We start from the raw sequence: 17,333 nt of genomic DNA, 5'->3' as shown, positions 1-17,333 counted from the left end.
ATGGCCGAGAAGAAGACCGTCATCGTCACCCAGACCGGCAGCCCGATCGGCCGCAAGCACGACCAGCGCGAGACGCTGGTCGGTCTGGGTCTCAACAAGCTGCACCGGACCCGCGAACTGGAGGACACTCCGGCCGTGCGGGGCATGATCGCCAAGGTCGCGCACCTGGTCCGCGTCGAGAACGAGGGCTGAACCCATGACGAAGCTGAACGATCTCCGGGACAACCCCGGTGCCCGTAAGGAGCGCATGCGCGTCGGCCGCGGTATCGGTTCGGGCAAGGGCAAGACCGGCGGCCGTGGCGTCAAGGGTCAGACCTCGCGCACCGGCGTGGCCATCAACGGCTTTGAAGGCGGCCAGATGCCCCTTCACCGCCGTCTTCCGAAGCGCGGTTTCCGCAACATCTTCGCGAAGGAATACTCGGTCGTGAACCTGGGCCTGGTCCAGAAGTTCATCGACGCCGGCAAGCTCGACGCCAGCCAGACCATCGACGCGGTGGCTCTGGAAGCGGCGGGCGTCACCGGGAAGGTGAAGAAGGACGGCATCCGTCTGCTGGGCAAGGGCGCCCTGACGACGAAGGCCAGCTTCACCGTGGCCGGCGCCTCCAAGTCGGCTGTGGAAGCGGTCGAGAAGGCGGGTGGCAGCGTCACGCTGACCGCGTCCGCCGCCGAAGCCGCCGAGTGATCGGAAGCCCGCGCTTGCGCGCGGGCACCTTCCGGCACTAAATGAAGCGAAGTTGCGAGGGGCGGCCTGCATCCTGCAGGACCGCCCCGTTCGTGCATTAGGGACAGGGATACGACCCATGGCATCAGCGGCCGAGCAGCTTGCCGCGAACATTAATTTCGGGGCCTTCTCCAAGGCGACCGAGCTGAAGAAGCGGATCTGGTTCACCCTTGGTGCCTTGATCATCTACCGCCTGGGCACCTACATCCCGATTCCGGGCGTCAACCCGCAGATCCTGGCCGATATTTTCCGGCAGCAGGGCGGGGGCATCCTGGGCATGTTCGACATGCTGGCCGGCGGCGCGCTGCACCGCATGACGATCTTCGCGCTCAATATCATGCCGTACATTTCGGCCTCCATCATCGTGCAGCTCCTGACCGCGGTGTCGCCGCAGATGGAAGCGCTGAAGAAGGAGGGCGAGTCGGGCCGCAAGAAGCTGAACCAGTACACCCGCTACGGCACCGTCCTTCTGGCGACCGTGCAGGCCTGGGGCTTGGCGGTGGGACTCGAGGCGATGACCGGCGCGTCCGGAGCCGCGGTTCCGGAACCTGGGCTGTTCTTCAAGATCGCCACGGTCATCACGCTGGTCGGCGGAACGATGTTCCTGATGTGGCTGGGCGAGCAGATCACCGCCCGCGGCATCGGCAACGGCATCTCCCTCATCATCTTCGCCGGCATCGTCGCCGAGCTGCCGCGCGCTCTGGTCAGCACGCTGGAGCTGGGCCGCACCGGCGCGCTGTCCACGCTGTTCATCGTCTTCCTGCTGCTGATGGCGGTGGGCGTCGTGTTCTTCATCGTGTTCATGGAGCGCGCGCAGCGCCGTCTGCTGATCCAGTACCCGAAGCGGCAGATGGGCAACCGCGTGTTCGGCGGTGAAGCGTCGCACCTGCCGCTGAAGCTGAACACCGCGGGCGTCATCCCGCCGATCTTCGCGTCGTCGCTGCTTCTGCTGCCGCTGACCGCGGTCGGCTTCGCCGGCGGCGAGGGTCCGGAGTGGCTGCAGACCGTCACGCGCTATCTGGCGCACGGCACGCCGCTCTACATGATCCTGTATTCGGCTCTGATCATCTTCTTCTGCTTCTTCTACACGGCCATCGTCTTCAACCCCGCGGACACGGCCGAGAACCTGCGTAAGTATGGCGGCTTCATTCCCGGCATCCGTCCGGGCAAGAACACCGCGGACTACATTGACTATGTGTTGACCCGCCTGACGGTGATCGGTTCGGCCTACCTTGTGGCGGTTTGTCTCCTCCCCGAAATCCTGATTTCCCAGCATTCGGTTCCGTTCTATTTTGGCGGCACCAGCCTGCTGATCGTGGTCACGGTGACGATGGACACGGTCGCGCAGATTCATTCCCATCTGCTGGCCCACCAGTATGAGGGGCTGATTAAAAAAGCGAAGCTTCGGGGGAGAAAGTAATGAATCTCATTCTGCTCGGACCGCCGGGCGCCGGGAAGGGGACCCAGGCGCGGCGTCTCGAAGACACACGCGGACTCGTCCAGCTTTCCACGGGCGACATGCTCCGCGCGATGGTCGCCGAGGGCGGTCCGCTGGGGCAGCAGGCGAAGGACATCATGTCCGCCGGCAAATTGATGCCGGACGCGCTGATGGTCGAAATCATCGCGGAGCGCATTTCCAAGCCGGATGTCGCCAACGGCTTCATCCTCGACGGCTTCCCGCGCACGGTCGCCCAGGCCGAGGCGCTGGACAGCATGCTGTCGGAGAAGGGGCTCAAGCTCGATCACGTGATCGAGATGAAAGTCGTCGACGACATCCTGGTGGAGCGCATCACCGGTCGTTACACCTGCGCCAAATGCGGCAAGGGCTATCACGACGTCTTCGAGAAGCCGAAGGTCGTGGGCGTCTGCGACGTCTGCGGCAGCACGGAGTTCAAGCGCCGGGCCGACGACAACGCCGACACGGTGAAGACCCGCCTCGCCCAGTATCACGAGCAGACCGCGCCGATCCTTCCCTACTATCAGAACCGCGGTGTTCTGAAGACGGTGGACGGCATGGCCGAGATCGACGACGTGACCAAGCAGATCGAGGGCATCCTGGCCGCCTGACCGGGAAACGCACGGTTCGCTGAACAGAAAGCCGCGGGGGTCTTTGGACTCCCGCGGCTTTTTCATGCGTCGATGGCTTCATGCGTCGATGGCGGAGCGGGGAGGGCGGTCCTCCCCGGCAGTCCTCCGCGGTTGTCGCGGCTCTATGAATTGGCGTCGGTGTCGGGGCGGGACAGGTCCTCCGCCTTCCGGCTCAGGTCGTTGTAGCGGTCGAGCACCCAGCCGAGGTGATCGGTGGCGGCGACGGCGGCGGCATCGGCGTCGCGGCGCCGGATGGCGTCGTAGATGGCGCGGTGATGGTCGATCATCAGCGCCTCGCGGCCCAGCGCGAAGGGCTCGGTGTGATGGTACTCCATCATCTGGCCGAGGATGTCGCGGATGGTCGCCAGCAGATGCAGGTAGACCGGACTTCCCGCCGCCTGGGCGACGGCGAGGTGGAAGTCCATGTCGTCGGCCGCCTGCTTGCCGTCACGGCCCGTCTCGCCCATCGCCGCGAGGACCCGGCCGATATGGTCGATCTGCTCCTGGGTCGCGCGTTCGGTCGCCCGCCGCGCCGCCCAGCTCTCCAGGGCTTGCCGGATCTCCACGAGATCGCAGAGGTTGGCGTGCTTCACCCGGACCATCTCGGTCAGGGCGCCATCCATGGCCCCGGCGGAGGACACCACCCGCGTGCCGCCGCCTTGCACAGCGGTCAGGAAGCCTTGGGTCTTCAGCTTCTGCAGGGCCGCGCGCACCGACACCCGGCTGACATGGAGCTGCTCGGCCAGCTGGCGTTCGCCGGGCAGGCGTTCACCCGGAACGAGTTCGCCGCGGGCGATCCGCTCGAGAAGCCGCTCCGCCACCCATTCGGAAATGCGCTGGGAGGAGGCCGGTACGTGGTGGGGTTCTTCAGTGTCGGACACGGTGGCATGCCCTTTCATCAGCAATCGGTCATAGGTCGTACCCGAGTCGGGCAAATCACGTCAACTCGCATCCGGACGGCGGCGTATGGTGCGCGCCGCCCGTGGCGCTTTATCGGCTTCCGCGGCGCGCCACCAGGATTCCGGCCAGCACGATGGTGCCGCCGACCGCCTGGAACGCGCCGAGCGGTTCGGCGAGCAGCGCCCAGGCCAGCACCGCCGCAGCGGCCGGCTGGAGCAGCAGGCTGACGGAGGAGAAGGCGGCCGGCAGGTGGGCCAGCGCATAGGCGATCAGGCTCTGGCCGCCGGCGTGGCTGACCAGGGCGAGTCCCAGCAGCACACTCCAGCCGCCGAGCGAGCCGGCGATCAGGCTCTCCCCCGACATCAGGGCGATGGGCAGGAGGGCGAGGCCAGTGATCACGCCGCTCCAGGTCATGATGGTGGCGGTGGAGAACTCCGACCGCAGACGGCCGACCATCAGGAAATAGCCGCTGTAGAACACGGCGGTCAGCAAGCCCAGCGCGTCGCCGAACAGATGATCGGGGCTCAACTGCAGGCTCTGCCCCATCAGCACGATGGCGCCGCACAGGGCCAGACCCAGGCCGGTGAGGAAGGTGCGGCTGAACCGCTCCTTGAACACCAGCCAGGACACCAGCGTCACGAAGATCGGCGCGAAGTTGGCGAGCAGCGTGGAGTTGGCGACGGAGGTGTAGCGGATCGACCAGTGCCAGATGGCGAGGTCGCCCGCGAAGAACAGCCCTGCGGCGGTCAGCCGGGCGTAGTCGTTGAGCGACGAGGGCCGGCGGGACCGTGAGCCGCCCTTCGGCTCCATGGCCATCCAGACCCACAGGGCCGGGATGGCGAAGGCCAGGCGCCAGAAGGCGGTGGCGCTCGGGCCCAGCTCGGACAGGCGCACGAAGATCGGGGCGAAGGCGATCCCCAGGGCCCCGGTCAGAAGGGCAATCAGGGCGATCCGTTGCGCGGCGTCGGCGCGCGCGGCGGGGGCGAGGGTGCTGGCGTCCGGCATGGCGTCCGTTATAACGGACGCAACCTGCGCGCGCCACGTCCCCCCACCGCATGGCTCATCTGCGGAAGGCCCGGATTGTGGGACATTGCCTGTGTCCCGGGATCGTCCGCCGGTCACGGCCGTTGCCATCGGACCAGCCGGCGGGAACTTCCGCCGCGACCGAGACCCTGCAATACTGTGCCATCATGACGCAGCGATCCCCCAGCAAGCCCGCCGAACATCCCCGACCGGTGACCCTGCCGTCGCCGCCCCGCGCCGCGCCGGCCGCGCCGCTGCTGGGTCCCGACGATCCGCCGCCGGTGACCGTGTTGCGCCCGGAGTCGGACAGTCCGGTCCTGCTGCTGTGCGACCACGCCTCGCGCGCCATTCCGAAGGCTCTGGGGACGCTGGGGCTGGACGAGACGAATCTGTGCCGGCACATCGCCTACGACATCGGCGCGGCCGAGGTGACGCGGCGGCTGTCGGAGCGGTTCGGCGCGACGGCGGTGCTGTCCGGCTATTCCCGGCTGGTGATCGACCCGAACCGCGCGCTGAACGATCCCACGGCGATCCCGGTGGTCAGCGACGATGTTGTGATCCCCGGAAACCGTGCCCTGGACCGGGCCGAGGAGGAGCGCCGAATCGACGCCATCTTCCGGCCCTATCATGAGGCCGTCGCCGCCGAGGTCGCCCGGCGGCGCGAGCGTGGTCAGGTGCCGGTGCTGCTGTCGATCCACAGCTTCACGCCCGCCATGCGCGGCGTCGCCCGGCCCTGGCATGTCGGCATCCTGTGGGACCACGACCCGCGCATTCCGATTCCGATGATCGCGCGGCTGCGCGCCGACGGGCGCTGGTGTGTCGGCGACAACGAGCCCTATTCGGGCCGGACCACCCTGGGCGGCACGGTGGAAAGCCACGCCACCCCCGCCGGGCTGCCCAACGTCCTGGTCGAGGTGCGCCAGGACCTGATCGCCATGCCGGACGGGGCCGCGCTGTGGGCGACGGTGCTGGGCGACGCGCTGGAGCCGATCCTGGCCGACCCCGACCTCTACCAGATCAAACTGTTCCCGCGGGAGTGAGCGTACATGGAGCCGGCCTTCACGCTGGGGCTTGAGGAAGAGTATCTGCTGGTGGACCGCAGCTCGCGGGACATCGCGCGCAACCCGCCGGATGAGATGCTGGCGGCCTGCCAGGAGCAGGCGCCGGGCCAAATCCACCCGGAATTCCTGCGCTGCCAGATCGAGGTCGGCACGCCGGTGTGCTCCACGCTGGCGGAGGCGCGGGCGGAGCTGGCACGGCTTCGCGCGACGGTGGCCGGGGTGGCGCGCGCCCACAATCTGGCGCCCATCGCCGCCTCCACCCATCCCTTTGCCGCGTGGGAGCCGCAGAAGCACACCAACCGCGACCGCTACAACATGCTGGCCCGCGACCTCGGCGCGCCGGCGCGGCGTCTGATGATCTGCGGCATGCACGTCCATGTCGGGATCGAGGACGACGACCTGCGCATCGACCTGATGAACCAGGTCCGCTATTTCCTGCCGCATCTGCTGGCGCTCTCCACCTCCTCGCCCTTCTGGCGGGGGCAGGACATGCAGCGCAAATCCTACCGGCTGGCGGTGTGGAACGAGCTGCCGCGCACCGGCATGCCCGACAGCTTCCAGAGCTTCGGCGAGTACCAGCAGCAGGTGAACGTGCTGGTCAACGCCGGGATCATCGAGGACGCGAGCAAGCTGTGGTGGGACATCCGCCCGTCCCAGCGCTTCCCGACGCTGGAGATGCGGATCACCGACGTCTGCACCCGCCTCGATGACGCGGTGACGGTGGCGGCGCTGTTCCGCTGCCTGCTGCGGATGCTGTGGCGGCTGCGGCTGAGGAACGTGACGTGGCGGCCCTACAAGAATCTGTTGATCGGCGAGAACCGCTGGCGCGCCCAGCGCTACGGCCTCGATGAGGGGCTGGTCGATTTCGGGCGCGGCACCATCGTTCCCTACGCCGACCTGATGGAGGAGCTGATCGAGCTGACCCGTGAGGACGCGGAACGATTTGATTGCGTGGCCGAGGTCGCCAACGCCCGCGACATCATCCGGCGCGGCACCAGCGCCCACCGTCAGGTGGCCATCTACCGCGAGGCGCTGGAGCAGGGCGCCACCGGCTGGGAGGCTTTGGCCCAGGTGGTCGATTGGCTGACCGAGGAGACGATGGTCGGGGTGGAATGAATTGCTTCGAAATTGGGGGCAACTTTCGGAAAGCCACTACTTGACCTTTGCGTCATCCAGCCATACCCTCCCCGCAAATCAGCTCACCGAGTTGAGCAGGGCAGGCAAAAAAAACGAAGCAGCAGAGGGCCGCTCGCACCACGGGCGGCCCTTACCTTTTTCAGGGGGAAGGGAATGGCCGACGCCAAGTTCCTCAAGTTCGACACGCTGAGCCTGCACGCCGGCCAGCGGCCCGACCCGGCCACCGGGGCGCGGGCGGTGCCGATCTACCAGTCCACGTCCTACGTCTTCGACGACACCGACCACGCCGCCTCGCTGTTCAACCTGGAACGGCCGGGGCACATCTATTCCCGCATCTCCAACCCCACGGTGGCGGTGCTGGAGGAGCGGCTGGCGGCCCTGGACGGCGGCGTCGGCGCGGTCTGCACGGCCAGCGGACAGGCGGCGCTGACGCTCGCCATCATGACGCTGATGGACGCCGGCGGTCACATCGTCGCTTCCTCCTCGATCTATGGCGGCAGCCGCAACCTGCTGACCTACACGCTGCCGCGATTCGGCATCACCACGACCTTCGTGAATCCGCGCGACCTCGACGGCTTCCGCGCGGCCATCCGGCCGGAGACGCGGCTGCTGTTCGGCGAGGTGCTGGGCAATCCGGGGCTGGAGGTGCTCGACATCCCCGGCCTGTCGACCATCGCCCACGACGCCGGTCTGCCGCTGATGGTCGATGCCACCTTCGTCACGCCCTATCTGTGCAAGCCGCTGAGTTTCGGCGCCGATCTGGTCATGCATTCCTGCACCAAGTGGCTGGCCGGGCACGGCGTCGCCATCGGCGGCGTGGTGATCGACGGCGGCGCCTTCGACTGGGAGACGTCCGGCAAGTTCCCGACCCTGACCGAGCCCTACGCCGGCTATCACGGCATCGACTTCGCGGAGGAGTACGGGCCGGCGGCCTTCGTCATGCGCGCCCGCGCCGAGGGGCTGCGCGACTTCGGCGCCTGCATGAGCCCGATGAACGCCTTCCAGATCCTCCAGGGCGTGGAAACCCTGCCGCTGCGCATGAAGGGGCACATCCACAACACCCGCAAGGTGCTGGGCTTCCTCGAATCGGAGGCTTACGCGGAGAACGGCAGCGTCGCCTGGGTCACCCACCCGGAGCTTCCCGACCATCCCGACCACCGGCTGCGCGCCCAGCTCCTGCCGCACGGCGCCGGCTCCATCGTCTCCTTCGGCATCAAGGGCGGGCGGGAGGCCGGGCGGCGCTTCATCGAGAAGCTGGCGCTGTTCTCCCACCTCGCCAACGTCGGCGACGCCAAGTCGCTGGTCATCCACCCCGCCAGCACCACCCACGCCCAGCTCGACGCCGAGGCCCTTGCCGCCGCCGGGGTGGGGGAGGACATGATCCGCCTGTCCATCGGGCTGGAGGATTGTGACGACCTGATCGACGATCTGCGCCAGGCGCTGCGCGCCGCCACCAAGGCGTGAGGAGGCTGCCATGGACCTGACCGTCAACGGCCAGAGCGTTTACGCCCACACCGGCGGGCGGCCCTTCGATCCGGCGCTTCCGGCGATCGTGCTGATCCACGGCGCCGGCATGGACCACACGGTGTGGAGCCTGCAAAGCCGTTACCTCGCCCATCACGGGCGGTCGGTCCTGGCGGTCGATCTGCCGGGGCATGGCCGCTCCGCCGGGGCGCCGCTGTCGTCCATCGAGGCGTTGGCGGACTGGATCGTGGCGCTGCTGGACGCGGCGGGCGTGGCGAAGGCCGCGCTCGCCGGTCATTCCATGGGCGCCCTGGTTGCCCTGGAAACCGCGGCGCGGCACGGCGAGCGCGTCGAATCGCTGGCTCTGCTGGGGGTGGCGGAGACGATGCCGGTCCATCCCGACCTGCTGGCCGCCGCGGCGCTGAACGACCCGTCCGCCATCGAGCTGGTCATCGGCTGGGGGCATGGCCCGCGCGGGCATGTCGGCGGCGCGGCGGCGCCCGGACTGTCCCTGGTTCCCGGCGGGCGGCGGCTGATGCAGCGGGCGCGGCCCGGTGTGCTGGGCGTCGATCTGGGCGCCTGCAACGCTTATGTCCGCGGCGGCGAGGCGGCGGCGGCGGTGTCCTGTCCGGCGCTGTTCCTGCTGGGCGGAGTCGACCGTATGACCCCGGCAAAATCTGGCAAGGCGCTTGCCGCCAAAGTCAGCGGTTCTGAAGTTATTCAGCTGTCTGGCATAGGCCATATGGTTATGACGGAAGCACCAAACGCAACCACAGATGCTTTCTCCGCGCGGTTTTCTGCGCGCTGAAGCGGCTATTTCTTTGCCGATTACAATGGCGTCATGAATCGTTAACAGGTTCGCGTCTTACTGTTCTGCATTGGAGCGGCGATGCGGAACGGTGAGCGGTGCGGAGTCTTGAGCGGTACGTCCATGCCCTGATGGCGAATGCCGGCGACGTCGTCGCCGTGCTGTCGCCGGATGGCCGGTTCGCCGATGTGGGAGCCGCGTCGTTGCGCGTGCTTGGCCTTGCGCCGGAGGCGCTGGTGGGGACGGTCGCTCTGGACCGCGTCCATCCGGAGGATCGGGATGAGGTGGCCCGTCGCCTGGCTTTGCGCGGCCGCGGCGACTCAGCCGGCGTCATCGGTCCGTTCCCCTGCCGGCTGCGCCATGCGGCGGGTGAATGGCGGCACATGGAGGTGACGGCGCAGAACCGGCTCGACGATGACGATGTCCGGGGGATCGTCCTCAACGCCCGCGACGTGACCGACCGTGTGGAGGCGGAGGAGCGGCTGCAGGCGAGCGAAACACGGTACCAAACGCTGGCCCGCTCCGCCCCGGTCGGCCTGTTCCAGACGGATCGTGCCGGCGGCATCGTCTCCGCCAACTCGCGTTTCGCCGCCATCGCCGGGCTGCCGCCCGATGCCTTGCGGGGCCATGCTTGGCGCGCGGCGCTCCATCCGGAGGACCGCAGGCGATTGGAGGCGGATTGGGCGGAGGCCGTGGAGTCGGCGCAGCCGGTTCTGCTGAACGTGCGATTCCGCGGGGCCGGCGACGCGGTCACCTTCGCCTTGTGCCAGGGCTCGCCACTGACCGATGCCGATGGGCGGGTGCAGGGCTGGGTCGGCACGTTGACCGACATGACCGAGTATGTGCGGACCGTCGACGCGCTCCTGATGGCGGAAGCCCGGACCAACGCCATCGTGGACGCCGCGGCCGACGCCATCGTCACCATGGACGGCGAGGGCATCGTCCACAGCTTCAACCCGGCGGCGGAGGCGATGTTCGGCATTCCCGCCGCCGACATGCTGTGGAGCCGGATCGACCGGCTGATCCCGGACATCGGCGCGCTGCTGCAGGATGGTGGGCTTGCCGTCTACCAGCCGGGCGGAGAGGCCCACGGCGCCGGGGCCGTGCGGGAGGCCGTGGCGGTGCGGGGTGGCGATGGCGACCGCTTTCCCATCGAACTGTCGGTGAGCGCGGTCGAGACGGGCGGGCGCCGCGTCTTCACCGGCATCATCCGCGACATCACCGCGCGCAAGCGGAGCGAAAACGACCTGATCGCCGCGAAGGAGGCCGCCGAATCGGCGGATCGCGCCAAGTCGACCTTCCTCCAGGTCATGAGCCACGAATTGCGGACCCCGCTGAACGCGGTCATCGGTTTCGCCCAGGTGATCGAAATGCGGCTGCTCGGGGCGACGGAGGTGGACCGCTACATCGACTATGCCGGTTCGATCCGCCAGTCGGGCGAGCATCTGCTGGCGATCATCGACGACATCCTGGACATCACGACCATCGAGGCCGGCGGACTGCGGTTGAACGAAACCCCCGTCGATCCGTCCGCCCTGGTGGGGGAGGCGCTGAATCTCGTCGCCATCCAGTCGGGCAAGCGCGGCGTGCCGATCCACCTCGATCTGGAGGCGGGGCTGCCGATGCTGACCGGCGACGCGCTGCGCCTGCGGCAGGTGCTGGTGAATCTGCTGTCGAACGCCGTGAAATTCTCCAATCCGGGTGAACCCGCCCTCATCCGTGCCCGTCGCGGGGGCGATGGCGGGCTGGAATTGTCGGTGACGGACACCGGGATCGGCATCGCGGCGGAGGATCTGCCGAAGGCGATGACGCCCTTCGTCCAGGTCGACCAGTCGATGGCGCGGCGCTACGAGGGGATGGGGCTCGGCCTGTCCATCTCGAAACGGCTGGTCGAGGCGCATGGCGGCACGCTGCGCATCGACAGCGCGCCGGGGCAGGGGACCACGGTGACCGTGGTCCTGCCGCCAGGCCGGGTCATGGCCGACGGATGACGGAGATGGCGAGACCTTCCTGCGGGCGCAAAAACGGCGCCCCGGTTTCCCGGAGCGCCGTGCCGACGTATGGAGGTTTCCGGTTACGCGGCCTGCTGGGTCAGAGCCGGCTTCGCCATGCCGTTGGTGCCGATCTGGATGGTCCGCGGCTTCATCGTCTCCGGCACCTCGCGCACCAGATCGATGTGGAGCAGCCCGTTCAGCAGATTGGCGTTGCCCACCTTGATGAAGTCGGCAAGCTGAAAGCGGCGCTCGAAAGCGCGGCCGGCAATACCCCGGTAGAGGAATTGGCCGGTCTCCTGTTCCTTCTTAGCTTTCCCTGTGACCACCAGAGAGTTCTGCTGAGCGGTGATCTCCAGGTCCTCCGGGCCAAAGCCGGCGACAGCCATGGTGATCCGGTAAGCGTCGTCGCCCGTCTTCTCGATGTTGTAGGGCGGGTAGGACGCGGCGGCCTCGTCGCCGGTCATCGCGTTCTCCAGGAGACGCGAGAGGCGGTCGAATCCGACGGTCGAACGGAACAGGGGCGAAAGGTCGTAGGAGCGCATGACATATCCTCCACATGAGCGATACAGCGATCGGAGACCACGATCATCGTCGGTCTCCCGGCTTGCGGTGTCGGCGAACCCCAACTGGGCGTCCGCCGACACCGCGACAGATAGTCGAGCCATTTGCCCGTTCAAGAGGGCGCTTTTTGAAAATCGCCGGGCCGCGCCGTCACCGTCCGCAGGGCGGATGTCGGGGGTCCATAACCACTCATCGATTGTTAATCAGTTGCGGCGAGGCTCGGAATCGGGCCATTCGGCCGCGGGAGGGGTACGGCCGTGATGGAAACACCGACCTTCTTCAACGGGACTTACGACGAGACGATGGCGCTGCTGATCGAGGCGCGCAATTACATCGCCTATCATGACGCCGTCAGCCATCGGGCGCTGCCGCCCCAGGTCCGGCTTCAGATCTCGTACGAATCCATGCGGGTGACCAGCCGCCTGACCCAGGTGATGGCCTGGCTGCTGGCGCAGAAGGCCGTTCATGCCGGGGAGATGACCCGCGAGCAGGCGGCGAGCGACGACTTCGCCCTGTCGGGCGGGGACATCTGCACCGATCCCTCCGGCCCCGACAACGAGCAACTGCCCGAAGGTCTGCGCAGCCTTCTGGAGCGCAGCCACCGGCTCTACATGCGCGTCGCCCGGTTGGATGAGCGTGCCCGCGACGCGGTGGCGCTGGCCGGCTGACGGCCGGCTTCCCGGCAAACCGCGAACAGAATCCGTCCGCAAACGGAAGCCGCAAACGCGAAAAGGGCGCCCGGCGAACCGGACGCCCCTTTTCGTTTTGCGGGCGAAGAAGATTACTTCTTCAGGCCGAAGCTCGCGAAGCGCTTGTTGAACTTGGCGATCTGGCCGCCCGTGTCCAGCAGCTTCTGCACGCCGGTCCAGGCCGGGTGCGACTTCGGGTCGATGTCGAGGCGCAGCGTATCGCCCGGCTTGCCCATCGTGGAGCGGGTCTTGAACGTGCTGCCGTCGGTCATCACCACGTTGATCTCGTGGTAGTCGGGATGGATATCAGTCTTCATGGCCGGGGTTCCTGCAAAGCGAGCGCGGTCTATAGCAAAGCATGCGGCATGATGCAACCGCGTTCCTGCACGGGAAAGCGGGCGGTTCTTGACGGCCGCCGCTTTCCTGCCGTGTCGTGCCGGCTTGGTTGATTCGGCCGGCCGCACCATACCTTACCTTGTTCATAGGTTCCCCCCTTGCTATATGCCGGGTTCGCCCCCGTGTGCCGTCCGCACATTGTCCTGCCGCCCGTCCTGCCGCTGGGGAGCCCCGGTGTCCCGTCATTCGTCGAAGCCCGATCCGGTGTCCGAAGGGATGCCCTCCGCCGCAACGCGCCGCCGCAACCTGTCGCCGTTGCGCCGGCTGTTTCCCTTCCTGTGGCCCTACCGTTTGCAGATACTGGGCGCCGTGCTGGCCCTGACCGTGGCCGCCGGGACCGTGCTGGGACTGGGGCAGGGGATGCGCGTCCTGGTGGACCAGGGCTTCGTCGCGGGCGATTCGGCGCTGCTCGACCGGGCGCTGCTGGTCCTGCTGGTGGTCATCGTGCTGATGGCCGCCTCGACCTTCGGGCGCTTCTATCTGGTGAGCTGGATCGGTGAGCGGGTGGTGGCCGACATCCGCCGCGCCGTCTACGGCCATGTGGTGAAGCTCTCCCCCGGTTTCTTCGAGACCACCAAGACCGGCGAGATCCTGACGCGCCTGACCACCGACACCGAGGTGCTTCAGGTCGTGGTCGGCTCCTCCGTCTCGATCGCGCTGCGCAACGCGCTGATGTTCCTCGGCGGCACGGCGATGCTGCTGGTGACCTCGCCGAAGCTGGCGGGGCTGGTGTTCCTGGGCGTGCCGGTGGTCATCCTGCCGATCATCATCCTGGGGCGGCGGGTGCGCGCCCTGTCGCGGGCCAGCCAGGACAAGATCGCCGACCTCGGCTCCTTCGTCGAGGAGACGCTGGGCGCCATCCGCACCATGCAGGCCTACACGCACGAGACCATCGACCGCAGCCTGTTCGGAGCGCGGGTGGAGGACGCCTTCGCCACCGCCCGGCGGCGGGTGACCGTGCGCGCCATCATGACGATGATCGTCATCGTGCTGGTGTTCGGTTCGGTCGGGCTGATCCTGTGGATCGGCGGGCACGACGTGCTGGCCGGCCGGCTGACGGTGGGGCAGCTCTCGGCCTTCGTCATCTATTCGGTGGTCGTCGCCGGCTCGGTCGGGGCGATCAGCGAGGTGGCCGGAGAACTCCAGCGCGCCGCCGGCGCCACGGAGAGGCTGTTCGACCTGCTGGACACCGAGCCGGAAATCCGCGCCCCGGCCAACCCGCGCGCCCTGCCGGAGCCGGCGCAGGGCGCGCTGTCGTTCCGCGACGTGCGCTTCCATTACCCGTCGCGCCCGGATTGGGCGGCGCTGAAGGACTTCTCCCTGGAGATCGAGCCGGGGGAAACGGTGGCCCTGGTCGGCCCGTCGGGCTCCGGCAAATCCACGGTGTTCCAGCTTCTGCTGCGCTTCTACGACCCGCAGGCCGGAGCGGTCAAACTGGACGGGGTGGACGTCCGCGACGCCGACCCGGTGGAGGTGCGGCGGCGGCTCGGCCTCGTGGCGCAGGATCCCGTGGTCTTCTCCGCCAACGCCTGGGAGAACATCCGCTACGGCCGTCCGGACGCCAGCGAAGCCGAGGTGCTCGCCGCCGCCGAGGCCGCCCACGCGCTGGAGTTCCTGCAGGCCTTGCCGGAAGGGCTGGACACCTTCCTGGGCGAGAAGGGCGTGCGGCTGTCCGGCGGCCAGCGCCAGCGCCTGTCCATCGCGCGGGCCATCCTGCGCGACCCGCCGGTTCTGCTGCTCGACGAGGCGACCAGCGCGCTCGACGCGGAGAGCGAGCGCATGGTGCAGGACGCGCTGGACAAGCTGATGACCCGGCGCACCACCATCATCATCGCCCACCGCTTGGCGACGGTCCTGAACGCCGACCGGATCGTGGTGATGGAACAGGGGCGCGTCGTCGCCACCGGCCGTCACGCCGAGCTGGTCCGCGAGGGTGGCCTCTACGCCCGCCTCGCGGCGCTCCAGTTCGACCGCGCGGCGGACGAGGCCGGGCTGGTCGGGGGCTGAGGAGCCCGCCGCCCTTCGGACGCCGTGGCCGGAACCCGTCCGCGTCTGCGGCGGTTGTCGGGCCATGTCCACCGACACGATTCACCTTCCTTCACCGGCGCGGGCGGCGGGGCTTTCCTGGGCGGGATACCTGCTGGGCTTCGCGCTGGGCGGCTTCTTCGACGGAATCCTGCTGCATCAGGTGCTGCAGTGGCATCACCTGCTGTCGGCTGTCGAATCGTCCGCCGTGCAGGACATCCGCGTCCAGATCCTGGCGGACGGCCTGTTCCACGCCGCGATGTACGTCGTCGCGGCGGTCGGCCTGTGGCTGCTGTGGCGGAGCCGGCGCCGCTTCGCCGAGCCGGGGGCGGACCGTCTCCTGTTCGCCAACGCGCTGATCGGCTTCGGCGTCTGGCACATCCTCGACGGCGTCCTGTCCCATTGGATTCTCGGCATCCACCGCATCCGTATGGACTCGGCGAACCCGCTGCTCTGGGACCTGCTGTGGTTCGTCGTCTTCGGCGTCGCCGTCGCCGCTGTGGGGTGGCGGCTGCGGCGTACCGGGGGAACGGGCGGCGGTGGCCGTGCTGCGCCCGTCGTCCTGACGCTGGCGGTTCTGATCGCCGGACCGGTCGCCGCTCTGCCACCGCCGGGCGTGACGACGGTGACGGTGCTGTTCAAACCCGGCACGACGGCGCCGGACGTCTTCGCCGCCGTGGCGGCGGTGGACGGGCGGACGGTCTGGCAGGACCCCTCCGGACAGCTCTGGGCCATCGACCTGGGCGAGACCGGCAGCCCGACGGCGCTGTACCGGCACGGCGCCCTGCTGGTCAGCAACACGCTGCTGCCGACCGGCTGCCTCGACTGGTTCCGGACCTGACGCGCGGCCTCGCGGTTACGCCACGCCGAGGCGGCGCAGGGTGGGCAGGCGCAGGCGGGTGAAGCGGTCGAACCGGGCGCGCAGCTCCGCAAGATTGGCCTCTTCGCCGTCAAGCCGCGCGCCGTCCCGCGACAGCGTCAGCCCGTCCGCCGACAGCGCTTCCCAGGCGGTCGCCGCGGGGTCGGTGCCGTTGCGTCGGGCCAGCAGGAACAGCGCCTCCAGCCGCGACACCGCGACGCCGGAACCGAGGACGGGAGACGCCAGCGTGTCCAGCGTGTCGTCGCGGCGGTTGCGCTCCAGGATGGCGGCGTTGAAGCGGTCGGCCTGGGCCGCGCGCGCCGCTTGGCCGGCTTCGGGCAGGGCGGGGGCCGCCAGCGCCAGGCTGGTCAGGATCATCAGCGCGCGCAGCACCGCCTCCTCGCCATGGCGGGCGAGGGCGGGGAGGGCGGCCAGCTCGGCCAGCGTGGGCGTGCCGGCGGCCAGGGCCCCGGCCAGCGGGCCGTGCAGGTCCTGCGGCAGGGGCACGCGTCCGACCGGCGCCAGCACGACTTCCGGCAGATCGTCGGGCGGCATCAGAAGGGCGAAGCGGGTGGCGCGCAGCCGCTCCCGCCGCTCCGCCGCGGTCAGCCGTTCCGCCCCCTTCACGAACAGGTCGCGGCGGAAGGCGCGGTTGGTCAGCAGGTCGCGCAAGGTCTCGCGGTAGGCCGGGTCGCGCGCCTCGGCCAGCAGGGGCAGGGCGTCCGGCGGCAGGGACAGTTCGTCCATCTGCTCCATCGGGACGGCGGGGCCGGCGAAGTCCAGCTTGGCCGCGGCCAGCTCGCGCGCCACGTCGGCGTGGTAGAAGGCGGTCCAGTCGCGGTTCAGATATTCGTGGGCGATGTAGTTGGGCGACTTGCGTTTCAGCGAATCCAGCCGCGCCGGCAGAGCGTCGGCCTGGGTGAACCAGCCGGCGTTCAGGGCGGTCAGGCGGCTGGCGAAGGCCACGGCCTCTTCGATCCGCTCCGGCAGGGGGGCGGTGCGGTCGGCGCAATGCTCGACCAGGACGCGGCGCAGCGGCATGTAGGCGAGCGTGCCGGGCAGGGCGTTGTAGCTGACGAAGACCAGCCCGCCGGGCTTCAGCCGACGCTTCAGCAGGTCCACCAGGATCGCCCGGTTCTCCGCGCTGACCCAGGACCAGACGCCGTGCAGGGTCACGATGTCCAGGTCCTTGGCCCCGTTTTGGGCGTAATCGGCGAAGCTCTCTTCCAGGAAAGTGGCGTTGCCCAGCCCGGCCTCGGCGGCGAGGCGCTGGGCGCCGGCGATGTGGCCGGGGTTGAAGTCCACCGCCTCGAACCGGGCGTCGGGGTGGCAGCCGGCCAGGACGGCGCTGCTCACCCCATGGCCGCAGCCGATCTCCGCGCAGGCGAAGGACCCGGCGAGGTCCATCGGGGACCGCCAGCCGCGCAGGGTCAGCGCGAAGGACAGCAGCGCCGGCGACAGTTCCCGGTAGAAGGCGTGGATGTAGCCGATCCCGCCCACATAGCCCTCGGTCCAGCCCTGCATGACCCCAACCCCTCCGTCATCTTCTGGGGATGGGTGATAGCGCCGGGCTTGGCCGGCTGTCAAAGAAGGCGGCCAAAGCGGGC

At 68.7% G+C, this 17,333-nt stretch carries 17 protein-coding genes; 12 read left to right on the top strand and 5 right to left on the bottom strand.

Annotated elements, in window-relative coordinates; all coding sequences use genetic code 11:
* From rpmD to DXK32_RS05170, 4 genes are all read left to right on the top strand, one after another.
* On the top strand, positions 1-192 hold the full coding sequence (rpmD, locus tag DXK32_RS05185; protein WP_014241022.1) for a 50S ribosomal protein L30: 192 nt from the start codon (positions 1-3) through the stop codon (positions 190-192).
* A 4-nt stretch (positions 193-196) separates the two neighbouring features.
* Positions 197-682: a 50S ribosomal protein L15 gene (gene rplO, locus DXK32_RS05180; RefSeq protein ID WP_014241021.1), complete on the top strand. Its 486-nt coding sequence runs from the start codon at positions 197-199 to the stop codon at positions 680-682.
* Between the two features lie 118 nt (positions 683-800).
* Positions 801-2,141 carry a preprotein translocase subunit SecY gene (secY, locus tag DXK32_RS05175; protein ID WP_109070627.1) on the top strand — a complete coding sequence of 447 codons (1,341 nt, stop codon included), beginning with the start codon at positions 801-803 and terminating at the stop codon, positions 2,139-2,141.
* Entirely contained in the window at positions 2,141-2,788 is a 648-nt protein-coding gene (locus DXK32_RS05170; RefSeq protein WP_114857556.1) for an adenylate kinase, read from the top strand. The genes secY and DXK32_RS05170 overlap by 1 nt, the downstream gene beginning before the upstream one ends.
* 143 nt (positions 2,789-2,931) lie before the next feature.
* On the opposite strand, the gene DXK32_RS05165 is transcribed toward DXK32_RS05170, so the two are convergent.
* A complete protein-coding gene (locus tag DXK32_RS05165) occupies positions 2,932-3,690 on the bottom strand; it encodes a FadR/GntR family transcriptional regulator (protein WP_247876988.1) in 759 nt (252 codons plus the stop codon).
* A 109-nt stretch (positions 3,691-3,799) separates the two neighbouring features.
* A complete protein-coding gene (locus DXK32_RS05160; protein WP_114857554.1) occupies positions 3,800-4,714 on the bottom strand; it encodes a DMT family transporter in 915 nt (304 codons plus the stop codon).
* A gap of 185 nt (positions 4,715-4,899) precedes the next feature.
* Here DXK32_RS05160 and DXK32_RS05155 point away from each other — a divergent pair, with 185 nt between their 5' ends.
* The 5 genes from DXK32_RS05155 (at position 4,900) to DXK32_RS05135 (ending at position 11,193) form a co-directional block, all read left to right on the top strand.
* Positions 4,900-5,772 carry an N-formylglutamate amidohydrolase gene (locus DXK32_RS05155; protein WP_114857553.1) on the top strand — a complete coding sequence of 291 codons (873 nt, stop codon included), beginning with the start codon at positions 4,900-4,902 and terminating at the stop codon, positions 5,770-5,772.
* A 6-nt stretch (positions 5,773-5,778) separates the two neighbouring features.
* Positions 5,779-6,909, top strand: coding sequence for a carboxylate-amine ligase (locus tag DXK32_RS05150; protein ID WP_114857552.1), 1,131 nt, complete (start codon positions 5,779-5,781; stop codon positions 6,907-6,909).
* A gap of 174 nt (positions 6,910-7,083) precedes the next feature.
* Positions 7,084-8,394, top strand: a complete 1,311-nt coding sequence (locus tag DXK32_RS05145; protein WP_114857551.1) for an O-acetylhomoserine aminocarboxypropyltransferase — start codon at positions 7,084-7,086, stop codon at positions 8,392-8,394.
* Positions 8,395-8,404: 10 nt separating this feature from the next.
* Positions 8,405-9,202: an alpha/beta fold hydrolase gene (locus DXK32_RS05140; RefSeq protein WP_114857550.1), complete on the top strand. Its 798-nt coding sequence runs from the start codon at positions 8,405-8,407 to the stop codon at positions 9,200-9,202.
* A 98-nt stretch (positions 9,203-9,300) separates the two neighbouring features.
* The gene (locus DXK32_RS05135; RefSeq protein WP_247876987.1) at positions 9,301-11,193 is read left to right on the top strand and encodes a sensor histidine kinase; all 1,893 of its coding nucleotides are present in this window, start codon (positions 9,301-9,303) and stop codon (positions 11,191-11,193) included.
* 83 nt (positions 11,194-11,276) lie between these two features.
* Here DXK32_RS05135 and DXK32_RS05130 read toward each other — a convergent pair whose 3' ends face one another.
* The gene (locus DXK32_RS05130; RefSeq protein ID WP_114857548.1) at positions 11,277-11,738 is read right to left on the bottom strand and encodes an Hsp20 family protein; all 462 of its coding nucleotides are present in this window, start codon (positions 11,736-11,738) and stop codon (positions 11,277-11,279) included.
* Positions 11,739-12,017: 279 nt separating this feature from the next.
* On the opposite strand from DXK32_RS05130, the gene DXK32_RS05125 reads away from it, so the two are divergent.
* Entirely contained in the window at positions 12,018-12,425 is a 408-nt protein-coding gene (locus DXK32_RS05125; RefSeq protein WP_109070617.1) for a DUF1465 family protein, read from the top strand.
* A 113-nt stretch (positions 12,426-12,538) separates the two neighbouring features.
* Here the strand turns inward: DXK32_RS05125 and rpmE are convergent, their stop codons facing one another.
* The gene (rpmE, locus tag DXK32_RS05120; protein ID WP_014241009.1) at positions 12,539-12,763 is read right to left on the bottom strand and encodes a 50S ribosomal protein L31; all 225 of its coding nucleotides are present in this window, start codon (positions 12,761-12,763) and stop codon (positions 12,539-12,541) included.
* Positions 12,764-13,058: 295 nt separating this feature from the next.
* Between rpmE and DXK32_RS05115 the strand changes: the two genes are divergently transcribed.
* Together DXK32_RS05115 and DXK32_RS05110 are read left to right on the top strand one after the other, a co-directional pair.
* Complete coding sequence (locus DXK32_RS05115; RefSeq protein ID WP_114857547.1) at positions 13,059-14,849, top strand: ABC transporter transmembrane domain-containing protein; 1,791 nt, start codon at positions 13,059-13,061, stop codon at positions 14,847-14,849.
* Positions 14,850-14,913: 64 nt separating this feature from the next.
* Positions 14,914-15,708 carry a DUF2243 domain-containing protein gene (locus DXK32_RS05110; RefSeq protein WP_114857546.1) on the top strand — a complete coding sequence of 265 codons (795 nt, stop codon included), beginning with the start codon at positions 14,914-14,916 and terminating at the stop codon, positions 15,706-15,708.
* A gap of 15 nt (positions 15,709-15,723) precedes the next feature.
* Here the strand turns inward: DXK32_RS05110 and DXK32_RS05105 are convergent, their stop codons facing one another.
* On the bottom strand, positions 15,724-17,250 hold the full coding sequence (locus DXK32_RS05105; protein WP_114857545.1) for a class I SAM-dependent methyltransferase: 1,527 nt from the start codon (positions 17,248-17,250) through the stop codon (positions 15,724-15,726).
* Between the last annotated feature and the right edge of the window lie 83 nt (positions 17,251-17,333).

Source organism: Azospirillum brasilense (genome assembly GCF_003349955.1).
Lineage (GTDB): Bacteria > Pseudomonadota > Alphaproteobacteria > Azospirillales > Azospirillaceae > Azospirillum > Azospirillum brasilense_B.
Note: the sequence above shows the minus strand (reverse complement) of the source record. Positions and strands in the feature narration are given on the sequence as shown.

Excerpts from the sequence above, each read along its gene's own strand:
- rpmD (WP_014241022.1), top strand. The coding sequence starts at position 1 with ATGGCCGAGAAGAAGACCGTCATCGTCACCCAGACCGGCAGCCCGATC.
- rplO (WP_014241021.1), top strand. The coding sequence starts at position 197 with ATGACGAAGCTGAACGATCTCCGGGACAACCCCGGTGCCCGTAAGGAG.
- secY (WP_109070627.1), top strand. The coding sequence starts at position 801 with ATGGCATCAGCGGCCGAGCAGCTTGCCGCGAACATTAATTTCGGGGCC.
- DXK32_RS05170 (WP_114857556.1), top strand. The coding sequence starts at position 2,141 with ATGAATCTCATTCTGCTCGGACCGCCGGGCGCCGGGAAGGGGACCCAG.
- DXK32_RS05160 (WP_114857554.1), bottom strand. The coding sequence starts at position 4,714 with ATGCCGGACGCCAGCACCCTCGCCCCCGCCGCGCGCGCCGACGCCGCG.
- DXK32_RS05155 (WP_114857553.1), top strand. The coding sequence starts at position 4,900 with ATGACGCAGCGATCCCCCAGCAAGCCCGCCGAACATCCCCGACCGGTG.
- DXK32_RS05150 (WP_114857552.1), top strand. The coding sequence starts at position 5,779 with ATGGAGCCGGCCTTCACGCTGGGGCTTGAGGAAGAGTATCTGCTGGTG.
- DXK32_RS05145 (WP_114857551.1), top strand. The coding sequence starts at position 7,084 with ATGGCCGACGCCAAGTTCCTCAAGTTCGACACGCTGAGCCTGCACGCC.
- DXK32_RS05140 (WP_114857550.1), top strand. The coding sequence starts at position 8,405 with ATGGACCTGACCGTCAACGGCCAGAGCGTTTACGCCCACACCGGCGGG.
- DXK32_RS05130 (WP_114857548.1), bottom strand. The coding sequence starts at position 11,738 with ATGCGCTCCTACGACCTTTCGCCCCTGTTCCGTTCGACCGTCGGATTC.
- DXK32_RS05125 (WP_109070617.1), top strand. The coding sequence starts at position 12,018 with ATGGAAACACCGACCTTCTTCAACGGGACTTACGACGAGACGATGGCG.
- rpmE (WP_014241009.1), bottom strand. The coding sequence starts at position 12,763 with ATGAAGACTGATATCCATCCCGACTACCACGAGATCAACGTGGTGATG.
- DXK32_RS05115 (WP_114857547.1), top strand. The coding sequence starts at position 13,059 with ATGCCCTCCGCCGCAACGCGCCGCCGCAACCTGTCGCCGTTGCGCCGG.
- DXK32_RS05110 (WP_114857546.1), top strand. The coding sequence starts at position 14,914 with ATGTCCACCGACACGATTCACCTTCCTTCACCGGCGCGGGCGGCGGGG.
- DXK32_RS05105 (WP_114857545.1), bottom strand. The coding sequence starts at position 17,250 with ATGCAGGGCTGGACCGAGGGCTATGTGGGCGGGATCGGCTACATCCAC.